The following is a 14,665-nucleotide window of genomic DNA, read 5'->3' as shown; positions in this document are numbered from 1 at the left end:
AAAAATGAGAATACTAGGTTTGGGTGATTGTTGTGTGGATTATTATATTCACAAAAAGATGGCGTTTCCAGGAGGAAATGCATTTAATGTAGCGGTGTATGCAGCGGAGAATGGCGCTGAAGCAGGATTTTTAGGAACAGTAGGTGATGATGTCATAGGAGAACATATCCTGAAATGTGCCAGAGAAAAGCATGTAGATATTTCACATTGTCCTGTGAAGCATGGAGTATCCGGACGGGCTGCGGTCAACATTGTTGATGGTGACAGAGTATTTGTTAGTGGTTATTTTGAAGAAAAACATGGTGTTGGAAGTTTGTACCCACCTATGTTGAGCAGTGCGGATCTGAACTATGTAGAATCATTTCAGCTTGTACACAGTTCCTGCTATGCACATGTAGAAAATCAGATTGAAAGAGTACGTGCATTAGGACCGATTATCAGCTTTGATTTTTCATCTGAAGATAAATATCGTACAGATGAATATCTGAAACAAGTAAGCGCTATGGTGGATATGGCACTGTTTTCCTGTGAAGATATGTCGGATGAAGAGTGTATTAGCTTTGCCAAAAAAGTACAAGGGTATGGTGGTGCACATGTGTTGATGACCAGGGGAAAAGGTGGACAGCTGTTGGTAACAAAAGATGGTCTATGCCATAAGGGACAGGCAAAATTAATACAAGCCGTAGATACTATGGGTGCAGGAGATTCTTTCTTTGCAGCATTTTTGGTAACGTTGTTGAAAGAAGGATGGACCAAAGACGGTATCATTACAGAATCTATGATAGAAGTTGCTTTTGCAGCTGCAGCAGATTTTTCAGGACGTAACTGTTTAAGAGAAGGATCTTTTGGTATGGGACTTTCTATTGAAATGTAAATAATGAAATGCAAATAAAAGGAGGAAAAAATGCTTAAGTTTAATGAGGATGCAATCAAAAAAGATGTAGAAGAGACACTTGCACTGCGCAAAGATGTGGAAGGTGCTGTGAAAAAAATTTGCGAGAAAGGTTATGACAATATTTTTCTCGTAGGTATTGGCGGTACATATGCAGTTGCAGAAGAATTAATGTCTTACCTTAAAGGACATTCCAAAATTGAAATATATCTTGAAAATGCAGCGGATCTGACAGCTGAAGGAAATACAAAGCTTGGAGAAAAGTCTGTTATGGTGATCACATCGGCTACAGGAAATACTCCGGAAATGACAGATGCTGTGCGCTATGGCAAGGAAAAAGGAGCCACAATTTTGGGATTTGTGGATGAAAAAGACTCTCCTCTGGCAAAAGAAACTGAAATTTTGTTTTCATGCAAAGGTGGAGCTTATCTGAAGCTACTTGTGATTATGCTGGCGTTTATGAAAGAAAAGGGAGAGTTCGAATTGTATGATCTCTTTTATCAGCAGGCTGAATCATTAGGGGATGCATTAATTAATGTGCAGAAAGAAGCGGATAAAAAAACAGAAGAATTTGCAGAAAAACATGGTGAGGACAGTATGCACTATGTTGTTGGTGGAGGAATGTTAAAAGGTGCAGCTTATAGCTACGCTATGTGCTACATGGAAGAGATGCTGTGGATGCGTACAAAATCTATTTCCTGTGCAGACTTTTTCCATGGTACACTTGAAATTATTGAAAAAGATACGAATGTAACTCTGTTTAAAGGGGAAGATCATGGCAGAGCTCAAGCAGAACGTGTAGAACGTTTCTTACCTAGAATCTGCGATAATATTACAGTATTTGATACAAAAGAATATCATACACCTGGAATAGATGACACATTCAGAGAACTTTTGACACCAATGGTAATGGCTGCTATTTATGCGCGTATTAATGTCCATTTGGAAAATGTAAGAAAACATCCAATGGAAATCAGAAGATATTATCACAAACTGGATTATTGATGTGAAAGATAAAACAATAAAACTGAGGAGGTCATATTATGAAAATTGATTATAAAGCAGTCGTAAAAGAAATTCTGGATTCAAGAAAGGAAAATGGAGGTATTCATGCGATTTACTTCGCTGCCTGCGGTGGTTCTAAAGCAGGATTAACAACTGCTGACTTTTTCTTAAAGTGTGAGTCAGCAACAATAGATAGTCATGTGTATACTGCAAAAGAGTTTGTACTTTGTCCACCTAAGGCTTTTGACGAAAATTGTATTGTAGTTACCTTGTCTGCAAGCGGAACTACACCAGAGGCTGTTGCAGCTGCAAAAGCAGCAAAAGAAAAGGGAGCAGTGTCTATTACAATTGTAGGTAAGAAGGATTCTCCACTTGCAGAGCAGGGAGACTATGTATTCTTTAATGGTGATGAGCCGAAGTATCAGTACTCCACATGTTCTATGGCAGTAGCTCTGCGTTTTGCGGTGGAACTTTTGCAGCAGGCGGAAGGATATGAGCACTATGATGACATGCAGCATGGTTTTGATATACTGGACGATGTGATTAAAAAAGCACGCGAATATGCAGAGCCGGGTGCTATCCGATTTGCAGAAGAACATAAAGATGATAAAGTGCTTCATGTTATGGCCACAGGCGCAAATTATAACGTAGCGTATACAACAACTACATGTATTTTAATGGAGTGCCAGTGGATTCACTCAAATCCAATTCACAGTGGAGAGTTCTTCCATGGACCATTTGAAGTTGTAGATAAGGAAGTTCCATTTCTTGTACTTGTGGGGGTAGGAAGAGAAAGAGAAATGGATGAAAGAGCTGTTGATTTCTTGAAAAAATATGGAAAACGCATCACAGTGTTGGATGGTAAAGAGTTTGGTATTGATATACTCGGCCCAACAGTTGCAGAGTATTTAAGCCCGCTGGTATTTACCGGAGTACTGAGCAGATACAGCCACCGTCTTGCAGATGCTCGTAATCATTCCGTATATGTACGCCGATATATGTGGCATGTTCCTTATTGATTGGGAAAATGGTATAGAACTGGCTTGAAATACGATAGCCCAGATGAAGTTGAAATATCTAACGCTGGTAACTTTTAGAGGAATATACTTAGAAAGCTTGCTGGATCGGAAAAAAGATTATATAATATAAAATAAAAGCGTATATGTTTAGAGACATATACAGATGAATGAGGTGCATTATGAACGAATTAGATCCGCAGAGTATTGTTCCGCTATATAAACAGTTGAAGGACTTGCTTCTTCAGGAAATTAAAGAGGGAATTTATAAAGCAAATCAGAAAATTCCGACAGAATTGGAATTAAGTGAAAAATATCAAATTAGTCGAATGACTGTTCGGAAAGCACTTGCTGAACTGGTGGAAGAGGGCGTTCTGGCGAAAAAACAGGGAAAAGGAACATTTGTGCAGGAAGAAAAGATGACAGAGGATCTTTCAAGCCCAAATAGTTTTACCAATCTCTGTAAACGTAATGGCAAAGTTCCAGGAGGCAAGACGTTAAAATGCACACTTCAGGAGGCAAAAGACAGAGATCGGCAGCAGTTAAAATTAGAAAATGGTGAAATGGTTATTTTGGTAGAGCGTGTGCGAACAGCAGATGATGTACCTGTTATGCTGGAAAAGCTTTATTTTCCAGGACATTTGAAAAATATACTTGTAGAAGATTTGAATAATGCATCTTTGTATCAGATCCTTCTTGAAAAGTATGGACTGCAGTCTGGAAACTCAGTGATGGAAATTAGTGTGTGCGAGGCTACGCCAGAAGAAGCAGCGGAGTTGAAAGTAAAAACAGGGACACCTTGTTTATTGATGGAAGAAATTGTGTATGATCAATATGATAAGCCCTTCCATCGAACCAAGTCAGTGCTGCGAGGTGATAAATTTAAATATATCAGTCCGCGAATGAATGTGGTAAAGCATGTGAACAGTAATTAAACAAAAAGCCGGAAGCCTTGAATGTGGTTTCCGGCTCTTTTAGAATACGTGGAGGCTTGTAATGAAATTAGAGAAAAAGGTTAAAAAAAAATTAGAGGATCTGGGGATTTTTTTACTCTCTGGTTTTCTGATTGGTATTGCAACATATAATTTTGCATCGGCATTTTCTTTTCCTATGGTTGGGTTTACTGGGATAGGGTTGATAGGTTATCATTTATTTGGGATTCCTATAGGTATGACTGTGGTTTGCTTAAATATACCGATGGCTCTTATTTCATGGAAAATACTAGGACGGGAATTTTTGGAAAAGTCTATACTGTGTATTGCAAGTGTTGCTTTTTTTACAGATTATATTGCACCATTGTTTCCAAGATATACTGGAGAAACGCTTCTGGCAGTTTTGTGTACAGCGACTTTATCAGGAATTGGTTATGCTCTAATGTATACAAGAAATGCATCAAGCGGTGGGACTGATTTTATGATTATGCTTGTGCGAAAAAAATTTCCACATCTTTCTTTAGGTTCATTAACATTGATTCTTGATTCGTCAGTTATTATTTTGGGAGTATGCCTAGTGTCAAAAAGTGCAGACAGTCTTTTGTTTGGAATTTTAATTACTTTCTTAATATCGGTAGTTATAGATAAAGTAATGAATGGATTTTCAGCAGGAAAAATGACGATGATTATTTCGCATTATCCAGAACAAATTGCTCAGATGATTGCACAAAAAGTAGGAAGAGGGGCAACATTTCTTTGGGCGGAAGGCAGTTATACACATAATCATAAGAAAATAGTGCTTTGTGCTTGTAATAATAAAGAATTGTATATTATTCGAAAAAATGTATTGTTGATAGATCCTGAAGCTTTTGTTGTCATTATGGATTCAAATGAGGTACTGGGGGAGGGGTTTATTGAACCTGGTGTTGTTAATTAAGAATACAGTGTTATTTGGCAATGTTATGTCAGGAAAAGAATAATGTGAAGCTTCCCGAATGAGGAACTCTGAATAAAATGATGGATAATTCAGAAGCGATGTTGGAATATGATTTTAAAAAGAGCTGTCGCACTAATCAAAGTCTCAGGTAGTGTAAAATAGTTTGTATTTTTTATGGCAGTTGCAAAAGAACAAATTCGACAGATCATCTCAGAAAACAACATTAATAGCGTTGCAGATATATACACGCTTCTGAAAGACCGTTTCAAGGATATCCTGCAGGAGCTGATGGAGGCAGAACTGGATGCAACTCTTGGCTACGAGAAAAACCATAAGGGAGATCTACAGACAGACAATAAAAGAAATGGTCATTCTACAAAAAACTTAAAGAGTCAATACGGTGAATTTCAAATCGACGTACCAAGATACCGTAACGGTGAGTTTGAACCAAAACTCATACCTAAATACCAGAGAGATATTTCCAGGATTGAGGAAAAAGTGATATCTTTATATGCCCGTGGTATGAGTACACGTGACATCCACGATCAGCTCCAGGATCTTTATGGAATTGAGCTATCAGCTGAAATGGTCAGCAAGATCACAGACAAAATACTTCCTCAGGTTAAGGAATGGCAGTCCCGTCCTCTGAACCCGGTTTATCCGTTTGTCTTTATGGACTGTATTCATTATAAAGTACGTGAGGATGGCAGGATCCTGAGTCGTGCTGCGTATGTAGTTCTTGGCGTTACAGTGGAGGGATACAAAGATATCCTCAGCATCACAGTAGGCGCAAATGAAACCAGCAAGTTCTGGCTTGGGATGCTTAATGATCTTAAGAACCGCGGAGTAAAAGATGTCCTTTTCTTCTGCGTGGATGGTCTTCCGGGTTTTAAAGAAGCTATTCAGGCAGTTTATCCGCAGGCAGAGATGTGTGATCCATATGCTACGCAATTCTTTCAAATATGTAAATTATAATGATCTGAGAACGATCTGGAAATGTTCGAACAGGTTCATATGGCAGTTGCAATGGGAAATGCGAAAGAAAGTGTAAAGTGTGCAGCAGATGAGATAACATCAGACTGCGATGAAGATGGTGCAGCTGTGTTTTTAGAGAGATATTGCCAGGTAGCCTTGTAATAAAGGCTACCTGGCAATATAAACGTGTAATTGCATCCGGGCGAATCGCCCACAAATTGTGACGCACATCTTGCAGAAAGCCTTTTTCAAACACGCTCTGGCTCTCTGGTTTCACTTTCCAATCATCTGAATTCTCTTACGGTTATAAACCAGATGCAGATACATGGCATCCTGTGCGCGGAGCGGGTCATGTGCGGCAATGGCATCCGCAATCTCACGGTGGGTCTCGATGGTTTCTTCCAGCAGTGTACCTCTGGTGGTCTCTACAAACAGAGGGATTGAGCTGTTAATCACAGGAACCAGTCTTGGAACCACAACGTTTTTGCTGCTCAAAGCAATGGCTGCATGAAAATCTATATCCTTTTGTGTATGGTCTTCATGTTTTTTTAATAAGTCTTCTACTTCATCGCAAAGCGCGGTGATTTTTTTTATGTCTTTTTTATCGGCACGTGTGGCTGCCATTGCAGCAATAGGGGGCTCAAGGAGGAAGCGCACTTCCAGAAGGTCATTGATCAGCTTTTGCTTATTGCCGATAAAGGTAAAGCCCAGTGGGTCATCCACCATTCCGGGGGAAGAGGCAATATAGGTACCAGAGCCCTGGCGGATCGTAACAATATTTCGGGATGCGAGAAGCTTCATGGCTTCCCGTACAGAACTTCTTCCTGCATTCAGACGCTCAGAAAGAATGGTTTCATTCGGTAATTTATCTCCTGGCTGTAAGTTTTCTTCTAAAATAAATGCAATAATATCCTCTGATATTTTTTGGGGAAGGCTTTTTTCTTCTGATAACAAATTCATCATATGATTTGCTCCGTTTCTGATAGTTATAATTCTTACTTTTTATGATAAGGTTTTTTTGATTCAATGTCAAAATGATAAAATATACAAAAACAGATATATAATTTTAGATAAAATTCCAGTATTGCATTTTTAGTGAATTGAATATATGATAAATACATCAGATGAATTCCAAGAAAAAAGACATTAAACAACGTAAAAAACATAAAAACGACTAAATAGGTCAGACGAATTCATAGGAAGAAGGCAAAATATCAGATGAATTAAGGAGGTAAAAAGAAAAATGGAAGAAACAACTTTTGCGGCGGATCCAATGAGACTGATGATCGCGGCGGCGGTGGGAATTGTGGTTCTGCTGGTATTGATCATCAAATTTAAGCTTCATCCGGTTCTGTCAATGATGATTTCCGCTATCATCATCGGAGCGGGAGCAGGAATGCCGCTTACGATGATCTCGGACACAGTAGAAAAAGGTGTTGGAAAGACCTTGCAGGGAATTGCGCTTCTGGTAGGACTTGGTTCCATGTTTGGCGGAATCCTGGAGGTAAGCGGAGGAGCCCAGAGAATCGCAGAGACATTGATCAGTAAATTTGGCCAGAAAAAAGCCGGCTGGGCACTTGGACTTACAGGACTTGTAATTGGTACCACCGTATTTTTTGAAGCTGGTGTTGTGGTATTGATCCCATTGGTGTTCAGCGTTGCGAAACAGACCAGAAAATCCACCCTGTATTATGCGATTCCCCTTCTTTCCGGTCTGGCAAGTGGCTATGCTTTTGTTCCGCCGTCTGCTGGCTCGGTACTTGTGGCAAATGCACTTGGCGTGAATCTGGGAACCATGATCATGGTAGGAGTTCCGACAGCGCTGATCTGTATGATGGTTTCCGGAATTTTCTGGGGAAGCTTTGTTGGCAATAAGATTTACACAGAGCTTCCGGCAAATGTGGAAGAGATTAAAGACGATGGAAAAGACCTTCCGCCCTTTGGACTGGTCTTAGGGGTGATACTGATTCCACTGGTTCTGATTCTTCTCAGCACGTTATCCAAGTATATGCCGCTTCCGGAAGGAGTAAAGGATGTTCTGGGATTCATAGGAAAACCATTCCTTGCATTAACCATTGCAACGCTGGCATCTATGTACTTCCTTGGAATCAAACGAGGATTTACAGGAGCCCAGTTAAAGAAAATCCTGGATCATTCACTCAGACCGGTAGGTATGATTCTTCTGGTCATTGCCAGCGGTGGAGTGATCCGATGGATGCTTCAGGATTCCGGCCTTGGAAATATTATCGGACCGGTGCTGGAGAAGAGTGGACTTCCATTGATCCTGATCGCATTTCTCATTGCCCTTCTGGTCAGAGCTTCTGTAGGAAGTTCGATTGTAGCGATGACAATGGCATCCGGAATCATGGCGACCATGCCGGCTGTAATGGATACCAGCATGATTTACAGAGCTGCTATGTGCTGTGCAATCTGTGGTGGCGCAACTGCACTGAGCCATGTGAATGATGCAGGCTTCTGGCTGGTAACCTCATTCCTTGAGATTGACGAAAAGACAACACTGAAATCCTGGACGATCATGGAGACACTGATCGGTGTTACGGCACTTATTGTAAGCTTTATTGTTTCAATCTTTGCATAGGAGGCAGGACGCAATGATAAAGATACCGGTTTATTTAAGAGATATGTGTGATGCCAAGCATCTGGTGCAGGCTGCATCAGGATGTGAGAAAAATGTAGATCTGATCTGTGGAAGATATATTGTAGATGCGAAATCAATGCTGGGGGTGTTCAGTCTTCCCACATTTGATGATGTAGAACTTGGAGCAGAAGAAGAGGACGAAGAGAAACTCAGGAAAGCACTGGAAAGTTTAAAGCTTATCAGAGAATAAAAAATGGAGGAAAAAATCATGCAGTTAAAAAGTCAGGAAATGAGAAAACTTGCACCGGAGCTTGATCCGCTGCGCATTGGAACAGGCTGGACAAAAGAAGATCTTGGAAAAGTCCAGGTTATGGTTGAAAGCACCTATGGTGACAGCCATCCGGGAAGCGGACATTTGAATATCCTTGTAGAAGAAGTCCGCAAAGGAATCGCAGAAGAAGGCGGTTTCGGAGCACGTTATAACTGTACCGATATCTGCGACGGTGAAAGCCAGGGAACAGATGGAATCAACTACAGTCTGGCCAGCCGTGAGATGATCGCCAATATGATCGAGATCCATGCAAATGCTACTCCTTTTGACGCAGGTGTATACCTTTCAAGCTGTGACAAAGGTGTTCCGGGAAATCTGATGGGACTTGCCAGAGTAAACATTCCTTCCGTATTTGTTCCAGGTGGAACCATGAATGCCGGACCGGAAATGCTGACCCTGGAGCAGCTTGGAATGTACAGCGCAAAATTTGAGCGTGGCGAAATTGATGAAGAGAAGCTTGACTGGGCAAAATGCAATGCGTGCCCAAGCTGTGGCGCATGTTCCTTTATCGGAACTGCATCTACCATGCAGATTATGGCAGAGGCACTAGGACTTGCACTTCCAGGCACAGCCCTGATGCCTGCAACCAGCCCTGACCTTCTTGACTTTGCAAGAGAGGCAGGAAGACAGGCAGTGAGAATTGCTCAGATGGAAAACATGCGTCCTTCTGACATTGTAACTATGAACAGCTTTGAGAATGCAATCCTTGTCCATGCTGCAATTTCAGGAAGCACCAACTGCCTGCTTCATATTCCGGCAATCGCTCATGAATTTGGCATTGAGATCACTGGTGATACATTTGACAAGCTGCACAGAAATGCAAGATATCTTCTGGATGTACGTCCGGCAGGTCGCTGGCCTGCAGAGTGCTTCTATTATGCAGGTGGTGTACCGGCAATCATGGAAGAGATCAAAGAGCATCTTCACCTGGATGTCATGACTGTTACAGGAAAGACATTAGGAGAAAACCTGGAAGAACTGAAGAACAACGGATTCTATGAAAAATGTGATAAATGGCTTCAGGAGTTTAACAAACGTTACAATGTAAATGTTACGAAGGAAGACATCATCCGTCCATATGACAAAGCAATCGGAACAGATGGAAGCATTGCAGTCCTTCGTGGAAACCTTGCTCCGGAAGGTGCCGTGATCAAACACACTGCATGCCCGAAGGAAATGTTTAAATCTGTTCTCCGCGCAAGACCATTTGACAGCGAAGAAGAATGTCTGGATGCAGTTCTGAAACATAAGGTTCAGAAGGGTGACGCAGTCTTCATCCGTTACGAGGGACCGAAGGGAAGCGGAATGCCGGAAATGTTCTACACTTCTGAGGCAATCAGCAGTGATAAGGAACTTGGAAAGAGCATTGCTCTGATCACAGACGGACGTTTCTCAGGAGCATCTACCGGTCCGGTTATCGGACACTGCAGCCCGGAGGCTGTTGATGGAGGCCCGATCGCTCTTGTGGAAGAAGGAGACCTTATCGAAATCGATGTTATGGAAAGAAAACTGAACATCATCGGAATCGCAGGAGAACGCAAGTCTATGGAGGAAATTGACCAGATTCTTGCAGAAAGACGTAAAAATTGGAAACCACGTGAAATGAAATACAAAAAAGGTGTCCTGAGACTTTTCAGCCAGCATGCTGCAAGTCCAATGAAGGGAGCTTATCTGGAGTATTGATTATGAAGCATAAATTTATTACCATCGGCGAGATCATGCTTCGCCTGACTCCGCCGGATTATGAAAAAATCAGAACAGCAACATCTTTTGAGGCAAGATATGGGGGAAGTGAGGCCAATGTGGCCCTCTCCCTTGCAAATCTTGGAGTAGATGCCTCATTCTTTACAGTAGTTCCGGGAAACAGTCTTGGAAAAAGTGCTGTACGTATGCTGCGAAGCAATGACGTAAATTGCGACAGCGTAGTTTATTCAACAGAAGAAGAGACACCGACACATCGGCTTGGAACCTATTATCTGGAGACGGGTTACGGAATCCGCCCGAGTAAAGTCGTTTATGACAGAAAACACAGTGCTTTTTCAGAGTATGATTTCAGCAAAACAGATGTGAAGAAACTTCTGGAAGGATACACCTGGCTTCATCTGAGCGGAATCACTCCGGCACTTGGAAAAAGCTGCAGTGAACTGATCCTGACCTGCCTGAAAACAGCAAAGGAGAATGGCATGACCGTCAGCTTTGACGGAAATTTCAGAAGTACATTGTGGAACTGGGAGGAAGCAAGAGATTTCTGTACCCTCTGCCTTCCATACGTAGATGTTCTCTTTGGAATTGAGCCTTACCATATCTGGAAAAATGAAGAAGATCATACAGCAGGTGATGTAAAGGATGGTGTTCCCTTCCAGCCGGACCGTGAACAGCAGGAAAAAGTCTTCAGGGCCTTTGCAGAGAGATATCCGAATATCAAATGCATTGCAAGACATGTGCGTTTTGCACACAGCTGCAGTGAGAACAGCCTTATGGCTTATCTCTGGTTAAACGGAAAGATTTATGAAAGCAAACGGCTTACCTTCCATATTCTTGACCGTGTTGGAGGTGGAGATGCATTTGTAAGCGGTATTATTTATGCACTGATGAATGAATATACACCGGAGGATATTGTGAACTTTGGTGTTGCAGCCAGTGCAGTGAAGCATACCATTCATGGTGACGGAAATATTACAGATGATGTTTCCCTGATCAGACATGTGATGGAAATGAATTTTGATATAAAAAGATAACGAAAGGAAATTCAAATGATGGATATAGCAGAAAAGTTTCAGAAGCTTGGTGTTGTTCCGGTAGTTGTGCTGGAAGATACAAAAGATGCAGTACCCCTTGCCAAGGCACTTGTTGAAGGTGGACTTCCATGTGCAGAGGTAACTTTCCGTACAGAGGCAGCTGAAGAATCTATCCGTCTGATGACAGAACAGTTTCCGGAGATGCTTGTAGGAGCAGGAACCGTTCTTACCAGAGAGCAGGTAGATGCAGCTGTTGCAGCCGGTGCGAAGTTTATTGTAAGCCCTGGATTTGATCCGGAGATCGTAGATTACTGTCTGGAAAAAGAAATTCCTGTTTTTCCAGGCTGCATCACACCGTCTGAGGTCGCACAGGCAGTAAAAAGAGGCCTTAAGGTTGTAAAATTTTTCCCTGCAGAACCGGCAGGCGGAGTTGCCATGATCAAGGCTATGGCCGCACCTTATGTGGGAATTAAGTTTATGCCCACTGGCGGTATCAATGCAAAAAATCTGGAAGATTATCTTTCTTTCGACAAAATTATATGCTGCGGCGGAAGCTGGATGGTAAAAGGAGAGCTTGTAAAAAACGGAGAATTTGACAAGATCAGAGACCTGACAGCAGAAGCACGAAAACTGGTTGATTCCATCCGAAAATAATCGGAGGTATTACACATATTCATATTCACAAAAAACAGGATCCTGCATGAAAGCAGGGCCCTGTTTTTGTGAATATGTGTAATCTTATGAAATGAGTATCAAAAGGTCTTTTGACACTGGTATCATCTTATATCAGTCAATCTTCAGAATCAGCTCCAGCACCCGTCTTGCACAGTGCTCTAATTCCGGGCGGCCAAGCTGTCCCATTTCCATGGCCTTTTTCACACGCTCGGGGAAACCGGTTCCCATTTTTACGTCATTTCCGGCCTTGATTTCTTTGTAATGTTCAGCTCTTGTCCACCAGTCAGTTGTAACCATGCCCTTGAAGCCCCACTCGCCGCGGAGAACATCTTCCAGAAGCTCGCGATTCTCAGAAGCGCGGTGACCATTGATTGCATTGTAGGAGGACATGATGGTCCATGGCTGTGCCTCTTTTACAATGATCTCGAAACCTTTCAGATAGATCTCACGAAGTGCACGCTCGGAAACACGGGAATCGCTGTGCTTTCTGTTGGTCTCTTTGTTATTTGCTGCGAAATGCTTCACAGAAGCTGCAATGTGCTGGGACTGGATACCTTTTACCATAGCTGCGCCCATCTTTCCGGCAATCAGCGGATCCTCGGAATAGTACTCGAAGTTTCTTCCGCAAAGAGGATTTCTGTGGATATTTACTGCTGGGGTAAGCCATACAGCAAGATTGTTCTCCTTCACTTCTTCGGCACCAGCCTGTCCAACCTGCTGAACAAGAGCCGGGTTCCAGGTGCATGCAAGAAGTGTCGCGCAAGGCCATGCTGTTGTGTTCATGCTGCATTCCCCGCTGATACGAAGTCCGGCTGGACCGTCTGCTGTCATAATGGATGGAACGCCGTAATCCGGAAGATTTCCAAAACCGAAGGTATTGGAAACACCTACGTTTGGCTGTCCTCCAAGAAGATGAATCAGATCGTCATCGCTTAACTGTGCCATAAAATCATCCAGGGAAAGCCTGCCTTCTGCTACATCAATAAACTGCTTTCTGCCAAAGTTGTCGAAAAGTGTGCCACGTGCACAGCAGCGGACTGCAGGGGTAATACCTTCCTCAGTGCCCGGCTCCATTTTCTCAAATACGCATTCGTTCATGTCATTGCATGCAGACTGTGGAAGCTCCTCAAAACTGCCGTCAGAGAGCATACGCTCTTTCAGGCTGGTTGGAACAAGATGAGCTGTCAGCTGCTTTGTGATTACATTTTCAGCCAGTTCCATTGTCAGGATGCTCTCCTTGGTGTCGCGCACAGAAGTTCCAATATAGAACTTATAAGTACCTTTTTCCAGAATATATGCGGATTTCTTGATCTTTCCAAGGTCATCGTAGGAAGCCATGTCAGCCTTTGCAAAGGAAAGGCGGATCTGCTGTGTCTCGCCTGGCTGAAGAAGACGGGTTTTTGCAAAAGCGGCAAGCTGGCGGGCTGGTTTCTTCAGAAGTCCCTGTGGAGCTTCGAAATAAATCTGGACAACTTCTTTTCCAGCCAGGTTACCGGTGTTGGTCACCTGAACTTCAGCAAAAATCTGATTCTCTGTTTCCCACATAGCGATGGTGTCCAGGCCAAAGGTGGTGTAGGAACGTCCATATCCAAATGGATAGATTACTTTTTCCTGTGCCCCTGGAAGAGTTTCAAAATAGCGGTAGCCTACATAAATATCTTCCGTATAGTTTACATAATCAAAAGACTCATGGAAGTTGGCAGTGGATGGATAATCATTTACGTCTGCGGCAAAAGTGTCAGCCAGCTTACCGGAAGGATTTCCTTTGCCGGTGAGAAGCTCCGCCATGGCAAGTCCGCCTTCCATGCCTCCCTGCCATCCAAGAAGAGCGGAGGAAATCCGGTCGTCATTTTTTACCCAGGAAAGATCCATGATTCCGCCGATGTTGAGAACTACCACGATATCATCGAAGCGCTCTTTTACCATGGAAAGCATTTCTTTCTCACGGGCAGTGAGATAGAAGTCGCCATCCGGGAAAATTTCGCCGGAAATTTTCGGCATGGTGGTTTCCGTATCCCATGGATTAAATTCGTTGTTGCATTCAATGCTGGAACGATCCCAGCCTTCGCCGGAGAAACGGCTGATCACAACAACAGCAACGTCAGCAAATGCTTTTGCGCCGTCAGCAAGTTCTGGGGAAAGCTCTGGCTCTACCGTCATTCCTGGTGCGGCACCCTTTTCATACTGGTGCTGGATATCGGTGCGGTAAAATGCGGATAATGGCTCATAGATCTGAACGGCGCCTTCCTGCATTTTCAGCCCGTCGTAAAGGTTGTGTACATAAGAAACCATAACATCACCGCTTCCGCCGCCGCCTTTTACATAGTCGAAGCTGCCCTTGCCGAAAAGGGCGATGCGTGTGCCCTCAACAAGAGGAAGCAGATTTTTCTCATTTTTTAAAAGAACCATACCTTCCTTGGCGGCTTCTTTGGAAAGAAGGATATGTTCTTTGCTTGCGGTAACACGGCTGCTTTCCTTAAGGGGAAGGTTTGGCTGGAATTTAACTCTGGTCCATTTGTTCATTGTGGGATGTCCTCCTGTAGATAAATTTATAATTAGAAAGTT

At 42.8% G+C, this 14,665-nt stretch carries 14 protein-coding genes and 1 pseudogene; 12 read left to right on the top strand and 3 right to left on the bottom strand.

Annotation, left to right across the window (positions count from 1 at the left end; all coding sequences use genetic code 11):
- Nucleotides 1–4: 4 nt before the first annotated feature.
- The 7 genes and pseudogenes from PGQ38_RS00485 (at nt 5) to PGQ38_RS00455 (ending at nt 5,919) form a co-directional block, all read left to right on the top strand.
- Nucleotides 5–874: a PfkB family carbohydrate kinase gene (locus PGQ38_RS00485; protein WP_195379557.1), complete on the top strand. Its 870-nt coding sequence runs from the start codon at nt 5–7 to the stop codon at nt 872–874.
- A 30-nt stretch (nt 875–904) separates the two neighbouring features.
- On the top strand, nt 905–1,897 hold the full coding sequence (locus PGQ38_RS00480; RefSeq protein ID WP_270430501.1) for an SIS domain-containing protein: 993 nt from the start codon (nt 905–907) through the stop codon (nt 1,895–1,897).
- Between the two features lie 38 nt (nt 1,898–1,935).
- Complete coding sequence (locus PGQ38_RS00475) at nt 1,936–2,916, top strand: SIS domain-containing protein (RefSeq protein WP_118577618.1); 981 nt, start codon at nt 1,936–1,938, stop codon at nt 2,914–2,916.
- Nucleotides 2,917–3,095: 179 nt separating this feature from the next.
- Entirely contained in the window at nt 3,096–3,848 is a 753-nt protein-coding gene (locus PGQ38_RS00470) for a GntR family transcriptional regulator (protein ID WP_173681746.1), read from the top strand.
- A gap of 61 nt (nt 3,849–3,909) precedes the next feature.
- Nucleotides 3,910–4,782 carry a YitT family protein gene (locus PGQ38_RS00465; protein ID WP_118577616.1) on the top strand — a complete coding sequence of 291 codons (873 nt, stop codon included), beginning with the start codon at nt 3,910–3,912 and terminating at the stop codon, nt 4,780–4,782.
- Between the two features lie 174 nt (nt 4,783–4,956).
- Nucleotides 4,957–5,767 (top strand): annotated as a pseudogene (locus PGQ38_RS00460) (IS256 family transposase); the annotation flags it as partial.
- A gap of 11 nt (nt 5,768–5,778) precedes the next feature.
- A complete protein-coding gene (locus tag PGQ38_RS00455) occupies nt 5,779–5,919 on the top strand; it encodes an HAD family hydrolase (RefSeq protein WP_243243830.1) in 141 nt (46 codons plus the stop codon).
- A 6-nt stretch (nt 5,920–5,925) separates the two neighbouring features.
- Here PGQ38_RS00455 and PGQ38_RS20325 read toward each other — a convergent pair whose 3' ends face one another.
- Together PGQ38_RS20325 and PGQ38_RS00450 are read right to left on the bottom strand one after the other, a co-directional pair.
- A complete protein-coding gene (locus tag PGQ38_RS20325) occupies nt 5,926–6,009 on the bottom strand; it encodes a DUF6783 domain-containing protein (RefSeq protein WP_416386267.1) in 84 nt (27 codons plus the stop codon).
- A 21-nt stretch (nt 6,010–6,030) separates the two neighbouring features.
- Entirely contained in the window at nt 6,031–6,720 is a 690-nt protein-coding gene (locus PGQ38_RS00450) for a FadR/GntR family transcriptional regulator (protein WP_270430500.1), read from the bottom strand.
- 280 nt (nt 6,721–7,000) lie between these two features.
- Between PGQ38_RS00450 and PGQ38_RS00445 the strand changes: the two genes are divergently transcribed.
- Genes PGQ38_RS00445 through PGQ38_RS00425 form a run of 5 tightly spaced genes read left to right on the top strand, consistent with a single transcriptional unit; the run spans nt 7,001 to nt 12,079 of the window.
- The gene (locus PGQ38_RS00445; RefSeq protein ID WP_270430498.1) at nt 7,001–8,356 is read left to right on the top strand and encodes a GntP family permease; all 1,356 of its coding nucleotides are present in this window, start codon (nt 7,001–7,003) and stop codon (nt 8,354–8,356) included.
- A gap of 13 nt (nt 8,357–8,369) precedes the next feature.
- Complete coding sequence (locus PGQ38_RS00440) at nt 8,370–8,606, top strand: HPr family phosphocarrier protein (protein WP_270430497.1); 237 nt, start codon at nt 8,370–8,372, stop codon at nt 8,604–8,606.
- Between the two features lie 18 nt (nt 8,607–8,624).
- The gene (ilvD, locus tag PGQ38_RS00435) at nt 8,625–10,370 is read left to right on the top strand and encodes a dihydroxy-acid dehydratase (RefSeq protein ID WP_270413074.1); all 1,746 of its coding nucleotides are present in this window, start codon (nt 8,625–8,627) and stop codon (nt 10,368–10,370) included.
- Between the two features lie 2 nt (nt 10,371–10,372).
- Nucleotides 10,373–11,425: a sugar kinase gene (locus PGQ38_RS00430; RefSeq protein WP_270430496.1), complete on the top strand. Its 1,053-nt coding sequence runs from the start codon at nt 10,373–10,375 to the stop codon at nt 11,423–11,425.
- Nucleotides 11,426–11,440: 15 nt separating this feature from the next.
- Nucleotides 11,441–12,079 carry a bifunctional 4-hydroxy-2-oxoglutarate aldolase/2-dehydro-3-deoxy-phosphogluconate aldolase gene (locus PGQ38_RS00425; protein ID WP_118577609.1) on the top strand — a complete coding sequence of 213 codons (639 nt, stop codon included), beginning with the start codon at nt 11,441–11,443 and terminating at the stop codon, nt 12,077–12,079.
- A gap of 132 nt (nt 12,080–12,211) precedes the next feature.
- Here the strand turns inward: PGQ38_RS00425 and PGQ38_RS00420 are convergent, their stop codons facing one another.
- Nucleotides 12,212–14,623 (bottom strand): glycoside hydrolase family 3 protein, encoded by a 2,412-nt coding sequence (locus PGQ38_RS00420; protein WP_270430493.1) that lies wholly within the window; start codon nt 14,621–14,623, stop codon nt 12,212–12,214.
- Nucleotides 14,624–14,665 lie beyond the last annotated feature (42 nt).

The sequence above is a fragment of the Blautia faecis genome (genome assembly GCF_027662325.1).
Classification (GTDB): domain Bacteria; phylum Bacillota; class Clostridia; order Lachnospirales; family Lachnospiraceae; genus Blautia_A; species Blautia_A faecis.
Note: the sequence above shows the minus strand (reverse complement) of the source record. Positions and strands in the feature narration are given on the sequence as shown.